Origin of the sequence: Planomonospora antibiotica (assembly GCF_014647955.1) — a bacterium.
GTDB classification, from domain to species: Bacteria; Actinomycetota; Actinomycetes; order Streptosporangiales; family Streptosporangiaceae; genus Planomonospora; species Planomonospora parontospora.
Genome location: NZ_BMQE01000044.1, coordinates 17408 through 42170, shown reverse-complemented (window position 1 = coordinate 42170; position 24763 = coordinate 17408). Strand labels below are relative to the sequence as shown.

The following is a 24763-nucleotide window of genomic DNA, read 5'->3' as shown; positions in this document are numbered from 1 at the left end:
CCCCGGACCCTCGCAGGCAGCTCCCGCCGCGCCGGCCTGAGAAGGATGGAGCGGCGGCTCCCGGCCCCGCGGAACGCCCTGCGCCGTGGGACCGGGGGAGGGGCCGGCCCGCCGAGCCGGTCGCTCCGGCGGGCCGCCCCTTGCGGATCAGCCCGGCGTGGCGGTCCGGGGCTGGCGGACGATGGCGGCCGGGACCGCCTCCTTCGCGGCGCCCTTCGCCCGCATCTCCTCGACGAGCGCCGCCATCCCCGTCACCGTGGGAACCTGGAACAGGGTCCGCATGGGGAGCTTCACCCCTGCCTTCTTGCGCAGCAGCGCGATGAGCTGGACCGCCACGAGCGAGTTGCCGCCGAGCTCGAAGAAGTCGTCCTCCACGCCGACCCGTCTTGCGCCGAGCACCTCGCCCCAGAGCCCTGCCAGCATGCTCTCGGTCTCGTTGCGGGGCGCGACGTAGCCGTCCGCGCTCCCCCCACCGCCGTCCGCCGCCAGGTCCAGCTCCTCGGCCACGGTCTCCTGGGTGAGCTCGCGCACGCCCGCCACGAACTCCGCCAGCGCGGTCGCGTTGACGACCGTCTGGGTCCCCAGGCCCGCGGCGAGCAGCCGGCGGAACGCGTCCGCGCCGTCCGCGGGCGAGATGCCGCGCTGGGCCCCTTCCAGGTCCACGCCCGCCCCGGCCGCCGCGGACTCCTCGGCCACGACGGGCTGCTCCGCCGTCTGCCGGGCGCCCTCCCCGACGGTGGCGGCGACGGCGCCGGTGTCGACCCGGCGGAGCACGAAGTCGGAGATGTCGACCAGGGCGCGGCCGTCGTCCCCGTAGAGCGTCAGATCGACGGAGACGATCTCCCCTCCCCCGGTGTCCCGGTGCCTGGCGTGGCTCCAGATCCGGTCCTGCAGCGGTGCGTGCACGGTGATCCTGCCGTAGCCCAGCGGCAGGTAGCTGTGCTCGCCCGCGGCGCTGACGAACGCGGTCGCCTCGTCGAGCAGGGCCGGGTGGAGCCCGAAGCGGCCGAGCTCCGCGGCGACCTCGGGCGCCGCCTCCAGCCGGGCGAGCTCCTCCTCCTGCCCCAGGTGCACCGCGCGCAGGCTCCGCCAGCGGGGTCCGAAGGCGACCAGGCCGGACGCGGAGGCGAACATGTCCGCCGCCTCACCGCGGGAGCCGTACGAGCACCGGTCCCGCAGCTCGGCCAGGTCCGCGGCCTGCGCGTCCGCGGGCACCCACGCCGCACCGCCCCTGGCGTGCTGCCTGGTCGTCCCGCCGACGACGCTCACCACCTCGAAGTCCACCCCGTCCCCGCCGGGCGAGAACAGCACCCGCAGCTCGGCCGAGGCGCCCTCGGCGACCGCCAGCGGCGCCACGAAGGCGACGTCGCGCAGCTCGACGGCGTGGCCGGGCCCCGGAGCGGGCACGGTCGCCTCGAAGGCGTGGCGGACCGTCTCCAGGTAGCCGGTGCCGGGCAGCACCGGCTCTCCGGCGACGCGGTGCTCGGCCAGCAGCCAGTGGGTGTCCGGGGAGACCGTCCCGGAGGCCCAGGGCAGCCGGTCGGCGGAGTCGTGCCGGTGGGTGAGCACGGGGTGGTCCAGCGGGCTGACCCGGTCGCCGCGCTGCAGCGCCCGGAAGGCCACCGGCGCGGCGACCTCGGCGGCCATGCCGACCTCCAGCCAGGCGCCCCAGTTGACCGAGATCACCCGTCCGGGCCAGGTCTGCGCGTAGGCGTCGAGGAAGTTGTTGGCGGCGCAGTAGTCGACCTGGCCGAACCCTCCGGCCACCGCGGTCACCGAGGAGCACAGCAGCACGAAGTCCGGCTCCAGGTCGCCGAACGCCTCGCGGAGCGCGATGGTGCCGGCCAGCTTGGGGGCCATCACCCGTTCGGCCTCCGCGCGTTCCTTGACCTCGGCCATGCCGCCGCCGGGCAGTCCGGCGGCGTGCACGATCCCGTCGATCCGGCCGAACCGCGCGAGCGCCTCGTCGCGGGCGCGCCGCACGCTCGCCGGATCGGTCACGTCCGCGGCCAGCACGAGCACCTCGGCGCCCGCCTCCTCCATCCGGCGGACCGCCGCGACGGCCCGGGCGGTCCGGTCCGTCCCGCCGGCGAGCGCCTCCCACTCCCGCCGCGGGGGCAGCCCCGAGCGGCCGAGCAGGACCAGCCGGGCCCGCACCCGCCGGGCCAGGTCCTCGGCCAGGGTGAGGCCGATCCCGCCGAGGCCGCCGGTGACGAGGTAGACGCCGCCCTCGCGCAGCCCCTCCGGCGCGCCGGCGCGGGGGGCCGGGGCGGCCACCGGGACGGGCTCGTACCCCCGCACCCAGCGCCTCCCGGACCGCAGCACCACCGGGGAGGGCGGCGTCCCCTCCTCCGGCGCGTCGAGCCGCGGGTCCCGGGCGAGCTCGGCCAGCACGGGGCCGAAGCCGTACGGCGCCGCCCCGGCTCCGGCGGGCTCCCCCGCGGCCTGCCCGGGGGCCTCGGCCGGGGCCTCCAGGTCGATGTGGCGGACCGACAGCCAGGACGCCTCCAGGGGGACGACCTTGGCGATCCCGGCCACCGTCGCGTGCTCGGGGCGGCGCAGGTCGGGGCCGAGCACGCCCTGCGTGCCCGCGGTCAGCACGTCCAGGTGCACGCCGGACTCCCGCTCGGCCGCCGCCAGCGCCTGGACGAGGGTGAGCAGGCTGAAGAAGCCGAGGTCCTGGGCGGCCAGCGTGCCGGCCGCGTCGCGGGCGGGCGAACCGTCCAGCGCCCAGGCGTGGACGATCCGCTCCGGCACCCCGGCCTCGGCGATCAGGGCCTCGTAGTCCTCCCGGGCGCCGGGCCGGACCGTGATCCCGCCGTCGGCCGTGCGGCCGTACCGCTCTCCGGCGGTGACGGTCAGCACCTGCGTCCCGGCCGCGCGCAGCGCCGCCGTCAGCGGGGCGGCGGACGGGCCGGCGAAGACGAGGCAGCGCTCCGGCGCCGGCGCGCCGGAGACGGGGACGGGCTCCTGCCGCCAGGCGGGGAGGCTGAACCACTCCTCGACGGGGAGCGCGCCGGTGCGCGGCGGGACCGGGTAGATCAGCTGCGGGTCGGGCAGGATCGGCACCCAGTGGTGGGAGCGTTCGAAGGGGTAGCCCGGCAGCGGGACGCGGCGCCCGGGTGCGCCCGCGGCGTCCGGGTCGATCGCGACCCCCGAGGCCCACAGGGCGCCGGCCGCGGCGTGGAGCACCTCCGCGTCCGGCTTGGGGTCCGCGGGGCCGGGCAGGCTCGCCAGCGGCGCCGGGGCGCCGGAGGGCAGCTGGGTCCTGGCCAGGCCGGCCAGCTGGCGGCCGGGGCCGCACTCGACGAGCCGCCACTCCCCCTCCGCCAGGAGGGTCGCCACGCAGTCGCCGAACCTGACCGCCTCCCGCAGGTGGCGGGTCCAGTAGGCGGGGTCGGCCGCGTCCTCGGCGGTGGTCCACGTCCCGGTGACGTTCGACAGGAAGGGCAGGGCGGGGGCGTTGCGCGGGGTCGAGGCGACGACCTCGTGGAACTCCGCGAGGACGGGGTCCATCATGGCCGAGTGGAAGGCGTGCGAGGTGCGCAGCACCGTGCGCCCCACCCCCTGCTCGGCCAGCCGCGCGCCGTACTCCTCGACCAGGGCGGTGGGCCCGGCCACGACGCAGGTGCCCGGCCCGTTGACGGTCGCGATCGACAGCCCGTCGGGCAGGCTCTGGCGGACCTCCGCCTCGTCCAGGCGGAGCGCGAGCATCGAGCCCGGCGGCATGCTCTGCATGAGCCTGCCCCGGGCGGCGACCACGTGCAGCGCGCCGGGCAGGTCGAAGACCCCGGCCACGGTCGCCGCGACGTACTCGCCGATGCTGTGGCCGATCATCGCGGCCGGTTCGACGCCCCAGGAGCGCCAGAGGCGGGCCAGCGCGTACTCGACGGTGAACAGCGCGGGCTGGGTGAGCGCGGTCTGCCGGAGCCGCTCGTCGGCGGCCTCCCGCTCTCCGTCGCCGGGGAAGAGCAGGTCCCGCAGGTCGAGGCCGAGCTCGGCGCGCAGGATCTCGGCGCACTCGTCCACGGTCTGGCGGAAGACCTCCTCGGTCCGGTAGAGGCCGGACCCCATCCCGGCGTACTGCGCGCCCTGGCCGGAGAAGAGCCAGGCCACCCGCGGCGCCGCGCCCGCCGCGCCCCTGACCAGGCGGCGGGGGTCGGTGAGCGCGCGGGCCGCGTCCTCGGTGTCGGTGGCGACGACGACCGCCCGGTGCTTCATCTCCTTGCGCCCGGTGCGCAGCGTGAAGGCCACGTCCGCCAGGTCGAGGTCGGCCGCGCCGGTCAGCCGGTCGGCGAGCCTGCCCGCCATGGCGTCCAGCGCGGCCGGGGTGCGGGCCGACAGCCGCAGGAGGTGGACCGGGCGGTCCTCGCGGGGGGCGGGCGGGATCACCGGGGCCTGTTCGAGTACGGCGTGCGCGTTGGTGCCGCCGATGCCGAAGGAGCTGACCCCCGCCCTGCGCGGCAGGTCGCCGGTCTCCCACTTGGTGAGGGCGGACACGACGCGGAAGGGGTTCTCGCCGAAGCCGATGCGGGGGTTGGGGCTGGTGTAGTTGAGGCTCGGCGGGATCATGCCGTGCTCGATCGACAGGACCGTCTTGATGAACCCGGCGATGCCCGCGGCGGGGCCGAGGTGCCCGATGTTGGTCTTGACCGAGCCGATCCCGCACCAGCCGGTCTCGGCGGTGTCCCTGCCGAACACGCTCGACAGCGCCGCCACCTCGATCGGGTCGCCCAGGGAGGTGCCGGTGCCGTGCGCCTCCACGTAGGTGACGGTGCGCGGGTCGACGCCGGCCAGGTCGAGGGCCTGGGAGACCGCGACGGCCTGCCCCTCGACGCTCGGCGCCGAGAAGCCCACCTTGGTCGCGCCGTCGTTGTTGATGGCGTTGCCGATCACGATCGCCCGGACGTGGTCGCCGTCGGCGAGGGCGTCCGACAGCCGCTTGAGCACGGCGATGCCGCCGCCGCCGCCCCAGATGGTGCCCGCGGCGGAGGCGTCGAACGCCCTGCAGTGCCCGTCCGGGGCGTAGATGCCGTCCTGGTGGTACTGGTAGCCCCATTCGGGCGGCATCTCGATCGACACGCCGCCGCTGAGCGCCATGTCGCACTCGCCGGACCGCAGCGCCTCGCAGGCCGTGTGGATGGCGACCAGCGAGGAGGAGCAGGCGGTGTGCAGGGTGAGGCTGGGGCCGCGCAGGTCGAGCTTGTAGGACACCAGCGTCGACAGGTAGTCCGGGTGGTTGCCGGTGTAGATGGCGAGGTTGCCGACGGAGGCGTGCGTCCTGCGGTCCCTGCGGATGAACATCCACTGGTACTCGTCGGAGCCGATCGCCCCGTAGACGCCGACCTCCCCCGGGTAGCGCGCGGGGTCGTAGCCGGCGTCCTCCAGCGCGCTGTGCGACAGCTCCAGGAACATCCGCTGCTGCGGGTCGCGCAGCTGCGCCTCCCGGGGGGACATGCCGAAGAAGGCGGCGTCCAGGGCGCCGTAGTCGTCGGCGATGGACGCCGCGCGCACGAAGTTGGGGTCGTCGAGCAGGTAGTCGGGCACGCCGAGCGCGGCCTGCTCCTCCCGGGTGTAGAACCTGACCGACTCCACTCCGTCGACGAGGTTGCGCCAGAACGACGGGACGTCCGGAGCCCCCGGCATCCGGCACGCGAGCCCGACCACCGCGATCGGCTCGACCGCGTATTCCTCGGTCATTCCTCATTCTCCTGTCTTCCGGCCGGGTGGGGCCGGTGGGATGGTGCCCTGCGGGACGGGGTCCGGACCTGCCTGGCGGCGATCCGCCGGGAGGCGCGCTCCGGACCCGGGGTGCGCCCGGCGCCGTCGAGGTGGGCGGCGAGGGAGCGGACCGTGGGGAAGCGGAAGAGGTCCACGATGGGGACGGCACGGCCGAGCAGCGCGGCGAGCCGGGCCTGGACCTCGGCGGTGGCGAGCGAGTGCCCGCCGATCTCGAAGAAGTTCTCTCCGGCGGAGATCCTCGGCAGGCCGAGGACCTCCCGCCACACCCCGGCGACGAGCCGCTCCGTCGCGCCGGACGGCTCGTCGGCGCGCGTGCCGGCCGGGCGGGGCGCGGGTTCGGGCAGCGCGGCCCGGTCGACCTTCCCGTTCGGGGTGAGGGGCAGCGCGGGCAGCAGCACCACCTCGGCGGGGACGGCGTGGGCGGGCAGCCGGTCGCCCAGGTGCCGCCGGAGGCCTGCCGCGCGGACCCCCGCCCTGGCGGGGACGGCGTAGGCGCGCAGCACCGGCCCGCCCGGCCGGTCGGCGACCGCCGCCGCCGCGGCCCGGACGTCCGGATGCTCCATGAGCACGCCCTCGATCTCGCCGAGCTCGACCCGGTAACCGCGGATCTTCACCTGGCCGTCGGCCCGCCCGGCGAGCACGACCCGTCCGGCGGGGTCGTAGCGGCCCAGGTCGCCCGTCCGGTACCGGCCCGTCCCGCCGTCCGCCTCGACGGTGAAGCGCTCCTCGGTGAGCCGCTCGTCGAGGTAGCCCTCGGCCAGCCGCGGGCTGCGGATCACCACCTCGCCCAGTTCCCCCACCGCGGCCGGCAGCCCGTTCCCGCCGAGCACGAGCAGTTCCGCGCCGGCGACCCCGTGCCCGACCGGGACGGCGTCGCCGCGGTCGTCCCGGCCGCCGGGGTCCGCCCGCTCCCCTCGGCCGCCGCGGTCCCCGCCGGTGATCTCGAAGGCCGCCTGGACCTGGGGCGTCTCGGTGGTGCCGTAGGCGTTCACCAGGCGCGCGCCGGGCGCGACCTCCCGGAAGCGGGCGGCCTGCGCCCAGGTGAGCCGGTCCCCGCCGAGCAGGACCAGCCGCAGGTCCGGCAGCGGCACCCCGGCGGCGGCCACGAGCACGGCCAGCTGCGGGGTGAGGTGGGCGACGGTGACGGCGCGGTCCCGCAGCCAGGCGGCCAGGCGGGCGGGGTCGCGGAGGTCGTCCTGGTCGGGCACGTGCAGCGCGCCGCCCAGGACGAGGGGGGTGAAGGCGTCGCGGAGCAGGGGGTCGTGCGCGAGCCCGGCGAGCAGGGCGAACCGGTCCCGCCCGGTCAGGCCGTACGTTCCGGGGTACCAGTCGAGGAATCGCGCGAGCGGCCCTTCCGCCGCCCGCACGGGTTTGGGGTCGCCCGTGCTGCCGGAGGTGAAGGAGAGGTAACCGCGTTCCCCGGCCGGCGCGACCGGCCCGGATCCCGGTCCCGCCTCCTGGTCGCGGCCCCCTCCTGAGAGGGTCTCCGCACCGGCCTCTCCAGGGAGCGCCTCCGTGCAGGACTCTTCGGGGAGCGCCTCCGTGCGGCCTCCTCCTGGGGGAAGAAGCCGCACCGGTGGAAGGCCGGCCAGTCCGGGCGGCGGGACCGTGCCGGGGCAGCACAGCAGCGCGCGTGCGTCCACGGCGGCCGTTTGGGCGGCCAGCCGGGCGGGCGGGAGCGCCGGGTCGAGCACGGCCCAGCGGGCTCCGGCGGCCAGCACCCCGAGCAGCAGGGCGGGCAGCTCGACCCGGCGGGCGGCCAGGACCGCGACGGCCTGTCCGGGGCCGGCTGCGGCGGCGGTCGCGGCGGCGGTCCGCCTCACCAGGGCGGCCAGCTCACCGTAGGTCAGCTCGCCCCCGGCGCCGGTGACCGCGATCCTGCCGGGGTGCTCGGCCGCCCTGGCCAGGACGCGTTCCACCAGGCCGGCGGCGGCCGGGCCGGGCGGCGCTCCGGCGGACACGGCGGGCGCGGCGGACGGGGGCCCGGCGGACACGGCGACCGAGGCGGGCCGGGCTCCCGCGGATACGGCAGGCGGGCCGGGCGAGGCTCCCGTGGATACGGCGGCCGCGGCACCGGGTAGCGGGGCGCCCGGCGGGCGCATGGACGTGAGCCGCACGGGCGCCTCCGGGGCGGCGACCAGCTCGCCGAGCAGGTGGACGTAACCGGCCAGCAGCGCCTCGATCCGCCCGGCGTGGAACAGCCGGGGGTTGTACACCGCCTGGAAGACGTAGCGGCCGCCGCGCTCGCCGACGTAGAGGGTCAGGTCGAACAGGGAGCCGGGCAGCCCGGGCGGGAGCGGGCGGGAATCCACCCCCGGCAGGTCCAGGCGGGGCTCGGTGAAGTCGTACATGTTGAACAGGACCTGGATCAGCGGGTTGCGCGACAGGTCGCGGCCTGCGCCCAGTCTCTCCACGAGGCGTTCCAGCCGGACGTCGAGGTGGGCGAAGGCGCGGGACAGCTCCTGCTGGCACGCGGCGACGTGGCCGGCGAACCCCGCCTCGTCCGTCACGGCCAGCCGTACCGGGACGACCTGCACGAGGCAGCCGACCAGCGGCTCGAACGCCGGGTCGCGGCGGTCGGCCACCGGTGTCCCGACGATCATCTCGGGCTGCCCGGTGAGCCTCCTCATGACCTGGGCGAACGCGGAGAGCATCACGGCGTACGGCGTCGCGCCCAGCCGGGCGGCGAGCGCGCGGACCCCGGCGCCGGTCTCCGCGTCCGCCTCGGCCCGGGCGGCGGCTCCCTCGAAGGTCTGCACGGCGGGGCGCGGCAGGTCGCGCGGCAGGTCCAGTACGGCGGGCGCCCCGCCGAGCTGCTCCACCCGCCGCTCCAGGGCCGCGGTGTCCTCGCGCGCGGCGAGCCAGGCCGCGTACCCGGCGAAGGAGGCGGGGAGCGGCGCCGGGGGGTCGCCCCGGTAGGCGCGCGCGATGTCGTCGTAGAGGACGTCCTGCGACCAGCCGTCGAACACGATGTGGTGCGCCGTGACGGCCAGCACGTGGTCGCCGGGCGCCAGCCGGAGCAGCCGCGCCCGCCACAGCGGCCCCGCCGCGAGGTCGAAGGGCGTGCGGGCCTCCTCCTCCAGCCATGCCCGGACCCCTTCCGGGAGGTCGCCGTCCGCCCGTGCCCCGGCCGGGGCCTCCGGCGCGGCGCCGTCCCCCTCCGGTGCCCGGCCGGTCCCGTCCGGGGAGGGCCCCGGGAGCGGCTCCGCCGTTCCGGCGTCGACCGGGAGCGCGACCTCCCCCGCCGGGTCGACGACCACGCGCGGCACGCCCCCGGACTCCTCGATCCGCCAGCGGAGCACCTCGTGCCTGGCGGAGACCGCCGACAGCGCCGCGCGCAGGGCTCCGGTGTCGAGCGGGCCGGTCAGCCGCTGGGCCATGGCGATGTTGTGCACCGGCGTGCCGGGGGCCAGGCGCTCCACGAACCACATCCGCCGCTGCGCGGCGGTGAGCGCGGGGGCGGCGGCGGCGACGGGCGGGTCCTCGATCGGCGGGGCCTGCCCCGCCCGCAGGGCGAGGCCCTCCACCGTGCGGCCGGCCAGGACGTCCTCGACGGCGATCTCCCTGCGCAGCTCGGCCCGGAGCCCGGCCACCAGGTGCATGGCGAGCAGGGAGTGGCCGCCCGAGGCGAAGAAGTCGTCGTCGAGGCCAGGCTCGGGCACCTCGAACGTCCTCGACCAGACGGCGGCGACGGCCCGCTCCACCGCGTCCCGGGGAACCCGCCTCCCCTCGGAGGGGACCTCCCGCGGCGCCGCCGGGCCCGTCCCGGCGGGCAGGCCGTCCTCGCGCCCGCGGGGGCCCTCACCGCGGGCACGAGGACGGGGGTCCTCAGCCCGGACCTGTCCGCGGAGGTCCTCAGCCCGGGAGCGCAGGCGGGCGAGATCCACCTTGCCCGCCACGGTCAGCGGCAGCGACGGCAGGCGGACGACCCGGGTGGGGACCATGTAGACCGGGAGCCTGGCCAGGCAGTGGTCGCGGACCCCGTCCGGGCCGGGGGCGGACTCGGGGGCCAGGTAGGCGGTGAGCTCGGCCAGCCCGCCGGGCCCGGAGTCCAGGTCGACCACCGCGTGGCCGACGTCCGGGTGGGCGCGGAGCACCGACTCGATCTCCCCGATCTCCACCCGCTGGCCCTGCACCTTGACCTGGCGGTCCAGCCGTCCGAGGAAGCCGATCCGGCCGTCGGCCTCCAGCACGACCCGGTCGCCCGTGCGGTAGAGGCGGGAGCCGGGCGGGCCGTAGGGGTCGGCGACGAAGCGTTCGGCCGTCAGGGCGGGCCGGCCGAAGTAGCCCCGGGCGAGCTGCGGGCCTGCGATGCACAGCTCGCCCGGGGTGCCCGGCGGGCAGGGGGCGAGCCGGTCGTCGAGGATCCGGGCGGTGCACCCGGGCAGCGCACGGCCGATCGGCAGCGGCCGGTCCCAGCTGCCGGTCAGCTCGCCGCCGACCACGCAGACCGTGGTCTCGGTGGGGCCGTACCAGTTGTGGAAGCGCCGGACTCCCGGGCGCGACCAGCGGGCCACCTGCTCGGGACCGGCCGGCTCCCCGGCGGTGAGCAGGTCGCGCAGCAGGGGCAGCCGGTCCGGGTCGAGCAGCGGGAGCAGCGCGGGCGGGAGGGTCCCCCAGGTGACCTCGTGGTGTTCCAGGAAGCGCTGCAGCCGCGCCGGATCGGTCCGGTCCCCGTCGGGGACGAACATCACCGAACCGCCCCTGGCCAGCGGGGCGAACACGTCGAGGACCGACACGTCGAAGCCGAGCGCGGCGAAGCCGATGCTGCGGCAGCCGGAGTCGAGGCCGAACAGCTCGCCGGCCATGGTGACGAAGGAGACGGCGGCGGCGTGGCCGACCACGACGCCCTTGGGCCGCCCGGTGGATCCGGAGGTGTACAGGACGTAGGCCGCGTGATCGGGACGGGCCGGGCGCGGCGGCACGGGCGTCCCGGCCGGATCGGCCGAGGACTCCTGCCCGGCGCCGCCGTCCCCGGGCCGTCCGTGCGGCTCCCCCGCGGCCGTTTCGGCGCGCGGTCCCGTCAGCCGTACCGGGGCCCCGGCGAGCAGCCCGCGTCCGGTGTCGTCGGCGACGACCGTGCCGATGCCGGCGTCCTCGATGATCGTGCGCAGCCTGGCGGGCGGATGCGAGGGGTCCAGCGGCACGTAGGCCCCGCCCGCCATCATGATCCCCAGGACCGAGACCAGCAGGTCGGGCGTGCGGCGGCCGCAGACGCCGACCCGGGTCTCCGGCCGGACGCCCGCCGCGCGCAGCCGGCCGGCCAGCGCGCCCGCGGCGTCGACCAGCTCACCGTAGGTCAGCGTCCGGTCCCACTGCCGGACCGCCGTCGCGCCCGGCGTGCGGGCGGCCTGCCCCACGACGAGATCGTGCAGGGACTGCGCCGGGATCATCGGCTCACCGCTCCGTCATCGATCGGTCCACAGGTCGGCGCTCAGCCGGGTCCGGCCGCGGGGCGCCGCGACCGCCGCCACCGCCTCGCCCAGCGGCGTGTGCAGGGCCAGGAAGGTCACCTGCCAGTCGCCGCCCGCGGGCCACGGCCCCGGGGCGGCCAGGTCGGGGAATCCCGCCGCGGCCTGGGCGTGCGCGCCCGCACGGGACAGCGCCCGCCTGGCCGTCCTGGCGCGGAGCTCCAGCCAGGGCCGGTCCTCCTCGGCCGCGTCCGCCAGCTGCTCCCGCTCCCCCGGCCCGAGCTCGCCACCGGGACCGGCACCGGGAAACGCACCGTGGACAGCGCCGGGAAATGCACCGTGGACGGCGCCGGGAAACGCATCATGGGCGGCGGCGAGGGCGGCGCCGTACGGCTCCAGCAGTCCCACGGCGGCGCCGACGGCGGCGCCGCGGACCGTCGCCTCGACCGCCAGGCCGTCCGCCCGGTCCACGGCGCGGGAGAGTCCGCCCCCGCCCGCGCCGGGGGTGCCCGACGGCTCCCCGGCGGGGAACACGCGGACGTGGATCTCGTCGTCCTGCACCGACGGCGGGCCCGCGCCCCTGCCGGGGCCGGGGCCCGCGAGGTCCTCCGCGATCAGCCGGGCCAGCTCCGCGGCGCCGTCCCTGACGAAGAAGTGGCCGCCGCGCAGGGTCCGCAGGCCGAATCCGGCGCGGGTGTGGCGCGCCCAGCCGAGCATGTCGCCCGGCGGCACCTCCCCGTCGTCGAGACCCGCGAACGCCACCACGGGGACGTCCAGCGGCGGCTCGGGCGCGTAGCGGTACCGCTTGATCCAGGTGAAGTCCGCCCGCAGCACGGGCAGGAGCAGCTCCTGCAGCTCGGGCACGTCCCTGAGCTCCTCGGGGGCGCCGGCGCGCCGTACGAGCTGGTCGATGAACGCCTCGTCGGGCAGATCCGCGGTCGCGGCCAGCGGCACCCTCCGGTCCGGGGGGTGCGCGGCCCCCGCGTAGAGCCTCAGCGGCGGGGGCAGTCCCCGGCGGCGCAGCTCGCGTGCCACCTCGAAGGCGATCCGGGCGCCCATGCTGTGCCCGTAGAGGGCGTACGGCCGTGCCGTGTGCGGGGCGATCTCGTCGGTGAGCCGCGGCACGGAGAACTCGGGCGGCTCGGCGATCCGGTTCTCCCGGCCGGGAAGCTGGACGGCGACGACCTCGACCGCGCCGCAGGCGCCTTTCAGGCCGCGATAGGCACCGGCCGCCCCTCCCGCGTAGGGGAGGCAGAGCAGCGCGGGGGTGTGTTGTTCGGCAGGGGGGTCCGGGTGGGGGGTCGCAGGGGGGAAGGGTCGCGTAATCGAGAGGGGCTCGATCGCCATGTGCCAGGTGCTCCTCCGCGGGGCCGCATCGCCCCGACGGTTCAGAAGGATTTAATGCGCACGACAAATCACCTTATATCCACATGCACAACCCGGCGTCAACTGTCCTTAATGATGTCCGATAACCAGTGTTTCGGACATGTCTATTCACAGAAGAGTCATTTATGACCTACTTTTCATCTCGACTCGGGACGGGCGGATATGCATGAATGTCCTTCATCCGATGTAACGCGCCGCCCACCCGAAAGTGAGCCAGGTGTGACATCCACGCCCGACCTTTCCCCGAGCGGTCTCCGGCTCTCCGACACCAAGCGGACCCTCCTCGAACAGCGTCTGCGCCGCCGCACCCCCGTGCGGGCCGCCGCCGTCCCCCCGCGACCTCCGGACCGGCCGGTCCCGCTCTCGTTCGGGCAGGAGCGGCTCTGGTTCATGGAGCAGTTCGCCCCGGGGAGCGCCGCCTACACGATCCCGATCTCCCTGCGGCTGCGCGGCCCCCTCGACCCCGACCGGCTGGAGCTCGCCCTGCGCGCCGTCGTGGCGCGGCACGAGAGCCTGCGGATGCGCTTCCCCGCCGACGAGGACGGCCGCCCGTACGTCGTCGTCGGGGAGGCCGCCGACGTCGAGCTGCGCCGCGCCACCGCCGACGAGGCGTCCGCCGCGGACCTCTTCAGCGCCGAGACGGCCCGGCCCTTCGACCTGGCCGAGGGCCCCCTGATCCGCTCGCTCCTGGTCCGGCTGACGGAGGACGACCACGCGCTGCTGGTCACGGTCCACCACATCGCGGCCGACGGCTGGTCCACCGAGATCCTCACCGAGGAGCTGCGCACCCTGTACGGCGGCGCCGACCTGCCCGACCTGCAGGTCCAGTACGGCGACTACGCCCTGTGGCAGCGCGAGCGCCCGGTCGCCGAGGCCGATCTCGACTACTGGCGGGAGCGGCTCGCCGGGGTCCCGCCGCTGGAGCTGCCCGCCGACGGCAGGCGCGCCGCCGAGCAGACCTTCACCGGCGCCTCGCACGGCTTCCTCCTGGACCGCGAGCTGGCGGACGCGGTGGCCCGGCTCGCCGGAGAGGGCGGCGCGACCCTCTACATGGCGCTGCTGGCGGCCTACCAGGTGCTGCTCGGGCGCCATTCCGGACAGGAGGACTTCGCGGTCGGCTCCCCGGTGGGCGGCCGGCCGCGCCGCGAACTCGAAGGCCTGATCGGGCTGTTCGTCAACATGCTGGCGATGCGCGCCGAGCTGGGCGGCGACCCGACCTTCCGGGAACTGCTCGCCCGGGTCAGGCGGAGCGCCACCGAGGCCTACGCCCACCAGGAACTGCCCTTCGAGCGGCTCGTCGGGGAGCTCGGAGTCGTCCGGGACGTCTCCAGGCCGCCGGTCTTCCAGGCCGTCCTCACCCTGCAGAGCTACCGGGACGACCGCCGGGGCGGCTGGCCCGGCCTGACCGCCGAGCCGTTCGGCATGGAGGCCCGGGCCGCCCGCTTCGACCTCGAGCTCTTCCTGGAGGAGGAGCCGGACGGGCTCCACGGGATGTTCGTCTACAACCGCGACCTGTTCGGCGCCGAGACGGTCGCGAGCCTGGCCTCGCACCTGGAGACGCTGCTGCGCGCGGCGGTGGCGGAGCCGGACACCCGCGTCTCGGAGCTGGAGATCATCACTCCCGGAGAGAGATCGCGGATCCTCTCCCACGCCGCCGGCCCGCGCGAGCCCTACGACCGCGAGGCCACCCTCGGCGCCCTGTTCCAGGCGCAGGCGGCGCGGACCCCGCAGGCCGTGGCCGTGGAGTTCGAGGACGTGCGGCTGACCTACGCCGAGCTCGACGCGCGGAGCGACCGGCTGGCGCGCCGGCTGCGCGGGCTGGGGGTCGGTCCCGGCGCGCGGGTCGCGATCTGCGCCGAGCGCTCGCCCGAGCTGGTGGTCGGCCTGCTGGGCGTGCTGAAGGCGGGCGGGGCCTACGTCCCGCTGGACCCGGACTACCCGGCCGACCGGCTCGCCTTCATGCTCGCCGACGCCGAGGTGACGGCCCTGCTCCTGCAGCGGGCCGTCGCCGACCGCCTGCCGCCGACCGGCGCCGTCACCGTGCCGCTGGAGGAGGCGTGGGACGGGGCGGCGGACGGGCCGGCGGATGAGCCGCCGCCCTCCGCGAGCTCCTCCGACGTCGCCTACATGATCTACACCTCGGGGTCGACGGGCCGCCCCAAGGGCGTGCCCAACACCCACGCGGCGATCGTCAACCGGCTCGACTGGATGCAGCGGGCCCACCGCCTGTCCGCGGGGGACGTCGGGGACGCCGGGGACGTCGGGGACGTCGTCCTGCAGAAGACCCCGGCCGGTTTCGACGTGTCGGTGTGGGAGTTCTTCTGGCCCCTGACCACCGGCGCCAGGCTCCTGCTCGCCCGCCCCGGCGGGCACCGGGACGCCGCCTACCTGCGCGACCTGATCGTCGAGCGGGGCGTCACGACGATGCACTTCGTGCCGTCGATGCTGGCGGCGTTCCTGTCCGAGGAGGGGATCGAGCGCTGCACCTCGCTGCGGCGGGTCGTGTGCAGCGGCGAGGAACTGGCCCCGCAGGTGGCCGAGCGGTTCTTCGCCCGGCTGCCGGGCGCGGAGCTGTACAACCTGTACGGTCCGACCGAGGCGGCCGTGGACGTCACCCGGTGGCGGTGCGCGCCGGGGGACGCCACGGTGCCCATCGGGCATCCGGTGCAGAACACCGAGCTGTACGTCCTCGACCGGCATCTGCGGCCCGTGCCCTTCGGGGTCCCCGGCGAGCTGCACATCGGCGGCGTCCAGCTCGCCGCCGGCTACCACGCCCGCCCCGGCCTGACCGCCGAGCGGTTCGTGCCCGACCCGTTCGGGCCGCCGGGCGCGCGCCTCTACAAGACGGGAGACCTCGTACGGCTCCGCCGCGACGGGGCGATCGTCTTCCTCGGCCGGATCGACACCCAGGTCAAGATCCGGGGCCAGCGCATCGAGCTGGGCGAGATCGAGTCGGTCCTGCGCGAGCAGCCGGGCGTGGGCGAGGCGGTGGTGACCGTCCGGGAGGACGGCGCGCCCGGCGACCGGCGGCTGGCCGCCTACGTCGTGCCCGGGACGCGACCCGAGGCGCGGCCCGAGGCGGGGCCCGAGGCGGGGCCCGGCGCGGCGGCCCCGGAGGCGCCCGGCCCGCAGACGGCCGCCTCCGGCCCGGTGACCGGCGCGGTGACCGGCGCGGCGCTCGACCCGGCCGGCCTGCGCGCGGCGCTCAAGGCCGTCCTGCCCGACGCCATGGTGCCCTCCGCGATCGTGGTGCTGGACGCGCTGCCGCTGAGTCCCAACGGCAAGCTGGACCGGGCTGCGCTGCCGGCCCCGCAGCGGCACGGCGAGGCGGGCGGCCGGGGGGCCGGGCCCCGTACCCCCGCCGAGCAGGCCATCGCCGGGCTCTGGCGCGAACTGCTCGGCGTGGAGACCGTCGGCGTCGACGACGACTTCTTCGAGCTGGGCGGCCACTCCCTGGTGGCCGTCCAGGCGGTCGCGCGCCTGCGGAAGGTGCTCCCCGGCCTGGAGGGGGGACGCGCGGTCGGGGTCATGGACCTGTTCAAGCACCCGACGGTGCGCGCCCTGGCCGAGCTCGTGGAGCGGACGGACGTCCCGCGGGGACCCCGGTCCCTGCTGTACGAGCTGACCCGGCCGGGTCCCCGGCGGAGCATCACCTACGTCTGCATCCCGTACGGCGGCGGGCAGGCGATGGTCTTCCAGCCGCTGGCGGACGCGCTGCCCGAGGAGTGCGCGCTGTACGCCATGGCCTTCCCCGGGCACGACCCCGGCCTGCCCGACGAGGAGACCAAGCCCCTGGACGAGATCGCCGACCGGTGCGTCACGGAGATCCTGGAGGGCATCGAGGGCCCGCTGGCGATCTACGGCCACTGCGGCATCGGCGGCGCGCTCGCCGTGGAGGTGGCCCGGCGGCTGGAGGCGCGCGGCCGGGACCTGGAGGCGGTCTACATCGGCGCGATCTTCCCGTTCGCCCGGCCCACCGGCCGCATCGCGGGACCCCTGGGCCGGCTGACCCGCCTCGACCGGCTGCGCGGCGACCGGGCCTACGAGAACCGGATGAAGTCGATGGGCAACGACGTCTCCGGGCTCGACGAGGAGCAGATCAGGTTCATGGTCCGCAACCAGCGGCGGGACACCCTGATCGCGGAGGAGAGCTTCACCCGGCTGCTGGCCGAGGAGGTCGCCCCGCTCCGCGCGCCCGTCGTCTCGGTGGTCGGCGAGCAGGACCCCGCGACGGACTACTACCGCGAGCGCTACCGCGAGTGGCACTTCCTCAGCCCGGTGACGGCTCTGGTCATCCTCGACGAGGCCGGGCACTACTTCCTGAAGTACCGGGCCGAGGACCTGGCGGAGATCCTGACCAACACCCACATCGCGATGGGCTACGGCGCCGCGCACACCCTCGACCGCACCTCACGCGGCCCGGCCGCGGGCTGGTGGATCGAGGAGACCTCCGCCCTCCCGCCGAAGACCCCCGACGCCGCCCCGCAGACCCCGGGCGCCCTCCCGCCCGCGCCGCGGCCGGGCGTGCCGCCCCGCCCGGCCCCGGTGCGCGCGGGCGGGCGGGCCGCGCCCGAACCCAGCATGCGGCGCTTCATGATCGTGGCCCTGGCCCAGCTGGTCTCGATGACGGGCACCGCGATCACCGACTTCGCGATCCCCGTCTGGATCTATCTGACGACCGGGTCGCTGGTGGACTTCGCGCTGTTCACCGCGCTGTCGATCATGCCGGGCGTGGTGGCGGCGCCGCTGATCGGCGCGCTGGTGGACCGGGCGGGCAAACGCCGGATGATGGTCACGGGCGCCTGCCTGGCCGGCGGGACCCAGCTCGTCCTGGGCGCGCTGCTGTGGACGGGCGGCCTGGAGATCTGGCACCTCTACCCGCTGGCCGCCTGCCTGTCGGTCGCCCTGATCTTCCAGCGGCTGGCCTTCACCACCGCCCTCCCCCAGCTGGTGCCCAAGCAGTATCTGGGCCACGCGGCCGGCATCGTGCAGATGGTGATGGGCACCTCCCAGTTCGTCGCGCCGCTGGTGGCCGTGGCGCTGCTGTCCTCCATCGGGCTGAGCGGCATCCTCGCCGTCGACGTGGCCAGCTTCGCGGTGCTGCTGGGAGTGCTGGCGCTCGTCCGCTTCCCCGCCACCATGGCCCACGTGCGCCGGGAGACGCTGACGGCGGAGATCGCCAACGGTTTCCGGATGTCGTTCGGCAACCGCCACCTGCGGGCGGCACTGCTCTACTTCGCGGTCCTGAACGTGATGCTGGCGGCGCTGCTGCTGTCGATCTCGCCGCTGGTGCTGTCCTTCGCCCCGCTCGCCACCGCCGGGCAGATCTCCTTCGCGGGCGGCGTCGGCGCCGCCCTGGGCGGCCTGGTGATCGCGCTGTGGGGCGGCCCGCGCCGGCGCCGGATGCGCGGGGTGCTCCTGGCCACGCTGCTGCTGAGCCTCTTCGCGATCGTGACCGGCCTGCACGCCTCCCCCCTGGTGGTGGGCGTCGGCGCCTTCGGCCTGTGGGGCAGCCTCTCGATCGTCAACGGCGTCTTCATGACGATCGTGCACGTGAAGGTGCCGCAGCGCTTCCACGGCCGCGTCATGGCGGTCAACCAGATGATCTCGTGGTCGACGCTGCCGCTCGGCATGGCCGTGGTCGCACCGCTCGGCGAGCGCCTGCTGGAGCCGCTGCTGGCCCCCGGGGGCGCCCTGGCCCCCACCGTGGGCGCCGTGATCGGCGTGGGCGGGGGGCGGGGCATCGCCTTCATGTACATCGTGCTCGGCCTCGGCATCGCCGTACACGTGCTCGTCTCGATGCGGATCCCCGTACTGGCCCGGTTCGACGACGAGGTGCCCGAGGCCGTGCCCGACGACCTGGTGGGGGCCCAGGCCCTGCGCGAGCGGGCGGGCAACCGGGTCAGCCTGGCCTGGAGCGCGCCCGCGTTCGCCAAGGCGCTCACCATGCCGCTGTCGCCGGAGAAGGCGTCCGCCCTGCTGGGCACCGAGGTGGAGCGGGTCGTGCTGCGCACCGGCGGGGAGATCAGCGCGGTCTACGAGGTCCGCTGCGCCGACCGGAGCCTGCCGCACCCGGACCTGATCGTGAAGCTCTACCCCGACCTGTTCACCGCCAGGCTCCGCAAGGAGCTGCTCGTCTACGACCTGCTGCGCGGCAGCGGCGTCCCGGCGCCCGCCGTCGTGAGGCAGGACGAGTCCAGGCGCGACCTCCCCCACGCCTACCTGGTCATGACCAAGGTCGAGGGAAGGCCCCTGTCGGAGGTGTCCGGGGCCCTGCCCGAGCCGGTGATCGCGGCCCTGTACCGGGAGATGGGGACCGCGCTGCGCGCCCTGCACGGGGTGGAGCTGGAGGAGTTCGGGCCGGTCGACGGGGTCCGCGAGCCGACCAACGAGGCCTACCTGGGCGGGCAGCTCGACCTGCGGACGGCCCAGTTCGCCGAGTTCGGCGGCGATCCGGCGCTGCACGCCGAGATCGCCGGGTACGTCGCGGCCCGGCGGCACCTGCTGGCGCGCTGCCGCACGCCCGTCCTGTGCCACCACGACTTCCACGAGCGGAACGTGATGGTCGCCGAACGCGACGGGTCGTGGCACCTGACCGGCGTCATCGACATGGAGAACGCCCTCGGCGGCGACCCGCTCATGGATCTGGCGAAAACCGACTACTTCGCGGTCCGGGGAGATCCCGTGCGCCGCCGGGAACTGCTGGCCGGGTACGGCGCGCTGCCCGCCGACTGGGCCGGCCGCGTCGCCCTCTACCGCCTCTACCACGCGCTGGACCAGTGGTGCTGGCTGGCCACCATCGGCGAGACCGACGCCCTGGCCCCCATCACCGGCGAGATCCGCGACTGCCTGAAGGACCCGTCGAAGGAGGGCCGTTGACCGGCGATGTCTTTCCCGCCTCGTTCGCCCAGGAGCGGATCTGGTTCCTGAGCGAACTGCAGCCGGGGCTGGCGGTGTACAACATCGCCACGTGCTCCGTCCTGCCCTGGATGCGGCCGGTGGACCCTGAGCTGCTGGAACGCGCGCTCGGCCTGCTGGTACGCCGGCACGAGCCGCTGCGCACCTCGTTCGCCCTCCGGGACGGCCAGGTCGTGCAGATCGTCTCCGCCGGCGTCCCGGTGGTCCTGTCCAGGAGCGACGTGTCGGACGCGGACGATCCCCGGGCGGAGTTCGAGCGGATCGCCGCCGAGGAGTCGTCGGCGCCGTTCCCGCTCGACCGCGCTCCCCTCTGGCGGGCCCGGCTGGTCCGCCTGGGACCGGACGGGACGGGCCGGGACGAGTGGCGGCTGCTCTTCGTCGCCCACCACACGGTCTACGACGCCTGGTCCGCGCAGCTCTTCGCGGAGGAGCTCGGCGAGCTCTGCGCGGCGCTGCGCGAGGAGCGCCCGCCGCGCCTGCCGGAACTGGCGATCCAGTACGCCGACTACGCCGTCTGGCAGCGCGACCGGCTGGCCGGCGGCGCGCTCGAGGCCGACCTGGACTACTGGCGCAGGAAGCTGGCCGGGAGCGTCCCGCTGGAGCTGCCGCCCGACCGGCCCCGCCCGGAGGAGTTCGGCTACGCCGGGGCCGCGGTCGGGTTCTCCGTCCCGGACGGCACGTCCGAGCGGGTGGCCGAGCTGGCCAGGCGGACCTCCACCACGCCGTTCATGGTCCTGCTCACCGCGTTCGCCGCGCTGCTGGCCCGCTGGACGGGCCGGACGGACGTCGTCGTGGGCTCCCCGGTGGCCGGCCGCGAGACGCCGGAGCTGAACCCGCTGATCGGCATGTTCGTCAACACGCTGCCGCTCCGGATCGACCTGGGCGGCGACCCGGCGTTCGGCGAGGCGCTGGAACGGGTCCGCGCCACGGTCATGGAGGCCCTCGACCACCAGGACGTGCCGTTCGCCAAGCTGGTGGAGGCCCTCCGGCCGCCCCGCGATCCCGGCCGGACCCCGCTCTACCAGATCGGCTTCAACCAGCTCCCGATCGACGCCCACGGTCAGCAGCTCTCCACCGGGACGGCCAAGACCGACCTCACCCTGGAGGTGCAGAGCCCGCAGGGCCGGTTGGGCGGCTGGATCGAGTACAGCACCGAGCTGTTCGAGGAGGGCACCGTCCGCCGCCTGCTCTCGGCCTTCCTGGTCCTGCTGGAGGCGGCCGTCGGCGACCCGGGGCGGCCGGTCTCCCGGCTCCCCCTCCTGGACGCCGGGGAGCGCGAGGAGCTGCTGACCGCCTGGCACGGCCCCGCCTCGCCGTACCCCGGCCGCTGCCTGCACGAGCTGGTGGCCGAGCAGGCGGCGCGGGCACCGGACGCCCCGGCGATCGTGTCGGGCGGCCCGGGGGGCTCGGGCGGCACGGTGACGCTGACCTACGCCGAGCTGGAGGAACGGGCCGACGACCTGGCCAGGCGGCTGCGCCGGCGCGGGGTCCGCGCGCAGGCGCCGGTGGCGGTGTGCCTGCCGCGGGACGCCGAGCTGGTCGTGGCGCTGCTGGCGGTGCTGAAGGCCGGCGGCTGCTACGTGCCGCTGGACCCGGACTACCCGGCCGACCGGCTCCGGTTCATGCTGGCCGATTCGGGCGCCGGGCTGCTGCTGACCCGTTCGGCCCTGGTGGAGCGCCTGCCCAGCGACCACCCGCCGGCGATCCTGCTGGACGCGCTCCTGTCCGGGCCTCTCCCCCCGCTGCCCCCGGAGAAGCCCTCCCCCGACGCGCTCGCCTACGTCATCTACACCTCCGGGTCGACGGGCACCCCCAAGGGGGTGATGGTCCCGCACCGGGGCGTGGTGAACCTGGTCACCGGCCTGGGCTTCACCCCGGCGGAGCGGATGCTGCTGCTGACCTCCCTGTCGTTCGACATCGCCGCGCTGGAGATCTTCGGGCCGCTGCTGGCGGGCGGGACCGTGGTGATCGCCCCGCCGTACGGAACCAACGGCCTCGGCCCGCTGGTCGCGGAGGCCGGGGTGACCACGGTGCAGGCGCCGCCCTCGGTCCTGGAGGAGGTCCTCCGGCACCTGCCCGCCGGGCTGCCCCGGGTGTTCAGCGGCGGCGAGCCGCTCTCCGCCCGCCTGGCCGGCCGGATCCACGAGGTCGCCGGGGAGCTGTGGAACCTCTACGGGCCGACGGAGACGACGATCTGGTCGACGGTCCACCGCACGTCCCGGGGGGCCGGGACCGTGCCCATCGGCCTGCCCGTGGCCAACACCGTCGCCCACGTGCTCGACGGGGCGATGGAGCCGGTCCCGCCGGGGGTGGCGGGCGAGCTGTACCTGGGCGGCGACGGCCTGGCCCGCGGCTACCACGGCCGCCCCGGCCTCACCGCCGAGCGCTTCGTCGCCGACCCCTTCGGGCACGGCACCCGCCTGTACCGGACCGGTGACCTCGTACGGCGGGCGCCCGACGGCACGATCGAGTTCCTGGGACGCGTCGACGACCAGGTCAAGGTGCGGGGCGTGCGGATCGAGCTCGGCGAGGTGGAGGCGGCGCTGTCGGCCCATCCCGGGGTGCGCAGGGCGGTCGCGGCGGTGCGGGACGACGCCCCCGGAGGCCGGGCGCTGGTCGCCTACGTCGACACGGAGGTCCCCGCCGGGGAGCTGCGGGCGTTCCTGCAGAACCACCTGCCCGCGACGATGCTGCCCAGCCTGTACGTGCGGGTCGGCGACTTCCCCCGGCTGCCCAACGGGAAGCTGGACCGGGCCGCCCTGCCGGCTCCGCACGCGGACGGCGGCCCGCCCCCGGCGGCGGGGCCGTCCACGGCGGGCGAGGAGCTGGTGCACGAGATCTGGTGCGAGGTCCTGGGCCGGGCGAACCTGGGGATCGACGACGACTTCTTCGACGTCGGCGGCCACTCGCTGCTCGGCACCCGGGTCGTCGCCCGGATCTGCTCCGAGGTCGGCATCGACCTGCCGCTGAACGTCGTGTTCACCACCCGCACGATCCGCCGCCTCGCGGCCGTCGTCGAGGAGCGCCTGGCCGCCGAGATCGACCGGTTGTCCGAGGAGGAGGCCGAGTCGCTGATCGACGGACGCGCCTGAGCCGAGGGGCTGATCGACGGACGCGGCTGAGCCGCAGGACCGCGGCCCGGCCGCGGATCCCGGCCGGCGACCCGCGCGCGCCGGCTGTGCCACACACCGGTCCCTAGCGGGGCGCCCCGTCCCGCTCGCTTCTCTGCGCGAGGCGTCGGAGCTGCCCTTCGTGCACGTCGCTCACCCACTCCCAGCCGGGCTCGGCCGACGGGCCGATCCGTGGGTCGGCGGGGACCCGGCCGTCGCGCAACGCGAGTACGTACGCCCGGTCCTGGTCGATCCGCGCCTGCACCTGGCCGGATCCGCCGACGGACCCGTGGCCCGGGACGACGGCGTCGACGCCGCCCGCCACGCCCTCGAGCAGCCGCAGCGCGGCGAGGTAGTCCTCGATCGGATCCGCGGGGCCGTCCCAGTCGAGCATCGGGACCAGGACATCGGAAAGCATGTCGCCGGCGACGAGGACCCCGCGTTCCTCGATCAGCAGCGCCGCGTGGCCCGGGGCGTGCGCTCGGTGTTCGATGATCCGGACCCCGGGACCGTCCCAGGGGACCTGCGTGGTTCCGGCGGGCAGGCCGGTGATGAGGCCGAGCAGGTCCAGCGGTACCTGCCCGGCGATCTCCGTCTCGAGCAGGTGGTCGGCGACGCGGGCCTTCGCGTCCGCGTCCGACAGCTGTTCCCGGACGGTGGCCGCGCAGCGTGCCGTGCCGTAACGGGGCGCCGCGCCGAGCCGGTCGTGCCAGAGCAGGTGATCCCAATCCGGGTGCGTGGAGAACCCCGCCACAACGGGCTGACCCGACTCGGACAGGTCGTTCGCGAGGCAGTCGATCTCGGAGCCGGTCACTCCGGGGTCGATGAGCAGCACGCCGGCCCGGCCCTGCACCACAACGGCGTTGCTCTGCACGAACCGGCTCTCGTGGACCAGCACGCCCTCGGCGACCGGCCTCAGCACGAGCCCGCCTCCTTCGCATCCAGGATGGCGTAGCGGTGCATCGTGACGCCCTGCCCGAACGATCGCTGCTCCAGCAGGTCGAGATCGACCGGCAGGTCGTGGTCGTCGAACAGCGGCCTGCCGAAGCCGAGGATCGCGGGGTGGGTGAAGAGCAGCACCTCGTCGAGCAGTCCCGCCCGGAGCAGCTGGGTGGCGAGCGCCGCCCCGCCCACGCTGATCCTGCCGTCGGTTCCGGCCCGTAGGACGGCGAGCTGCTCGATCGCGTCGTCCCCGCCGATGATCCGGGTGTTGTGATCGGCGCTGCGGCGGGTGCGGGAGACGAGCACCTTGGGCTTGGCGGTCCAGATCTCGCCGTACTCACGCATGTGGTCCGGCAGTGAGGCGTCCTCGCGCGCCCGCGGCCAGTACTCCTCCATGACCTCGTAGAAGACCCGGCCGTGGACCATGAGCGCGAGCGCCCGCGTCTGCGCGTTGGCCTCGCGGTGCAGTTCCTCGTCGATGCGCAGCCACTCACCGGCGCCGTTGTCCCCTGGAACCTGCTCGATCCGCAGGTCGAGGGAGACCTGCATCGAGTAGACGAAGCGGCCCATCAGCCCTCTTTCCCGTATAGTGATTGCATTCTGCAATCACTATTGTCGGGTACGGAACACCTGTCAAGGAGGAACAGTGGAACCACGGTCCGGATGTCCGATCAACACCGCCGTCGAGGTGCTCGGAGACCGCTGGTCGCTGCTCGTGCTGCGCGACGTCATCTTCGGCGACCGCCGCCACTTCCGGGCGCTGCTCACCGGGTCGATCGAGGGCATCGCCTCGAACATCCTCGCCGACCGCCTCAAGCGGCTCATCGATGCGGGCATCCTCACCCGCGGCACCGCCGCGCGGGGGCAGCGCGCACGCTTCAGCCTCACCGAAGCCGGCATCCAGACTCTTCCGGTCATCCACGCCCTCGGCAACTGGGGCCTCGACTGGCGCCCGGGCGGCGACGAGCTCCGCATCCGGCAGCAGCTCATGCGCGACGAGGGCCCGGCGTTCATCGAGGAGCTCATGGACGAGCTCCGTGTCCGTCACCTCGGTGCCCCGCCGAAGCCGCACGACGGCCCGGGCGCGTTCGAGCGCCTCGACGCCGCCTACGCCGCGGCCACCGGGCGGGAACACGCCGATCAACGGTGACGGGACGGTCCCGGCCCTGACCGTCGTGGTCGAACAGCCGCCGGGCCTCCTGGACCGTCCTCGGTCCGGCCCTCTGATCGGCGAGCGCGGTCGGCTGCGCGCCC

8 protein-coding genes are annotated in these 24763 nt (G+C 75.5%); 3 read left to right on the top strand and 5 right to left on the bottom strand.

All coding sequences use genetic code 11. The features are described from left to right. Positions 1-147: 147 nt before the first annotated feature. The 3 genes from IEZ06_RS28635 to IEZ06_RS28625 are packed head-to-tail and all read right to left on the bottom strand — an operon-like array spanning position 148 to position 12500. Complete coding sequence (locus IEZ06_RS28635) at positions 148-5700, bottom strand: type I polyketide synthase (RefSeq protein WP_189239793.1); 5553 nt, start codon at positions 5698-5700, stop codon at positions 148-150. Further along, positions 5697-11135 (bottom strand): non-ribosomal peptide synthetase, encoded by a 5439-nt coding sequence (locus IEZ06_RS28630; RefSeq protein ID WP_189239792.1) that lies wholly within the window; start codon positions 11133-11135, stop codon positions 5697-5699. The genes IEZ06_RS28635 and IEZ06_RS28630 overlap by 4 nt, the downstream gene beginning before the upstream one ends. A gap of 15 nt (positions 11136-11150) precedes the next feature. Further along, on the bottom strand, positions 11151-12500 hold the full coding sequence (locus tag IEZ06_RS28625; protein ID WP_189239791.1) for a thioesterase II family protein: 1350 nt from the start codon (positions 12498-12500) through the stop codon (positions 11151-11153). Between the two features lie 258 nt (positions 12501-12758). On the opposite strand from IEZ06_RS28625, the gene IEZ06_RS28620 reads away from it, so the two are divergent. After that, the gene (locus IEZ06_RS28620) at positions 12759-19418 is read left to right on the top strand and encodes a non-ribosomal peptide synthetase (protein WP_229798824.1); all 6660 of its coding nucleotides are present in this window, start codon (positions 12759-12761) and stop codon (positions 19416-19418) included. Further along, entirely contained in the window at positions 19415-22549 is a 3135-nt protein-coding gene (locus IEZ06_RS28615) for a non-ribosomal peptide synthetase (protein ID WP_189239789.1), read from the top strand. The genes IEZ06_RS28620 and IEZ06_RS28615 overlap by 4 nt, the downstream gene beginning before the upstream one ends. A gap of 103 nt (positions 22550-22652) precedes the next feature. Here the strand turns inward: IEZ06_RS28615 and IEZ06_RS28610 are convergent, their stop codons facing one another. Then, positions 22653-23489, bottom strand: a complete 837-nt coding sequence (locus tag IEZ06_RS28610) for an MBL fold metallo-hydrolase (protein ID WP_189239788.1) — start codon at positions 23487-23489, stop codon at positions 22653-22655. Then, complete coding sequence (locus IEZ06_RS28605; protein WP_189239787.1) at positions 23483-24079, bottom strand: dihydrofolate reductase family protein; 597 nt, start codon at positions 24077-24079, stop codon at positions 23483-23485. Before IEZ06_RS28605 ends, IEZ06_RS28610 begins: the two co-directional genes overlap by 7 nt. A 76-nt stretch (positions 24080-24155) precedes the next feature. On the opposite strand from IEZ06_RS28605, the gene IEZ06_RS28600 reads away from it, so the two are divergent. After that, positions 24156-24659 (top strand): winged helix-turn-helix transcriptional regulator, encoded by a 504-nt coding sequence (locus IEZ06_RS28600; RefSeq protein WP_189239786.1) that lies wholly within the window; start codon positions 24156-24158, stop codon positions 24657-24659. Positions 24660-24763: the final 104 nt, after the last annotated feature.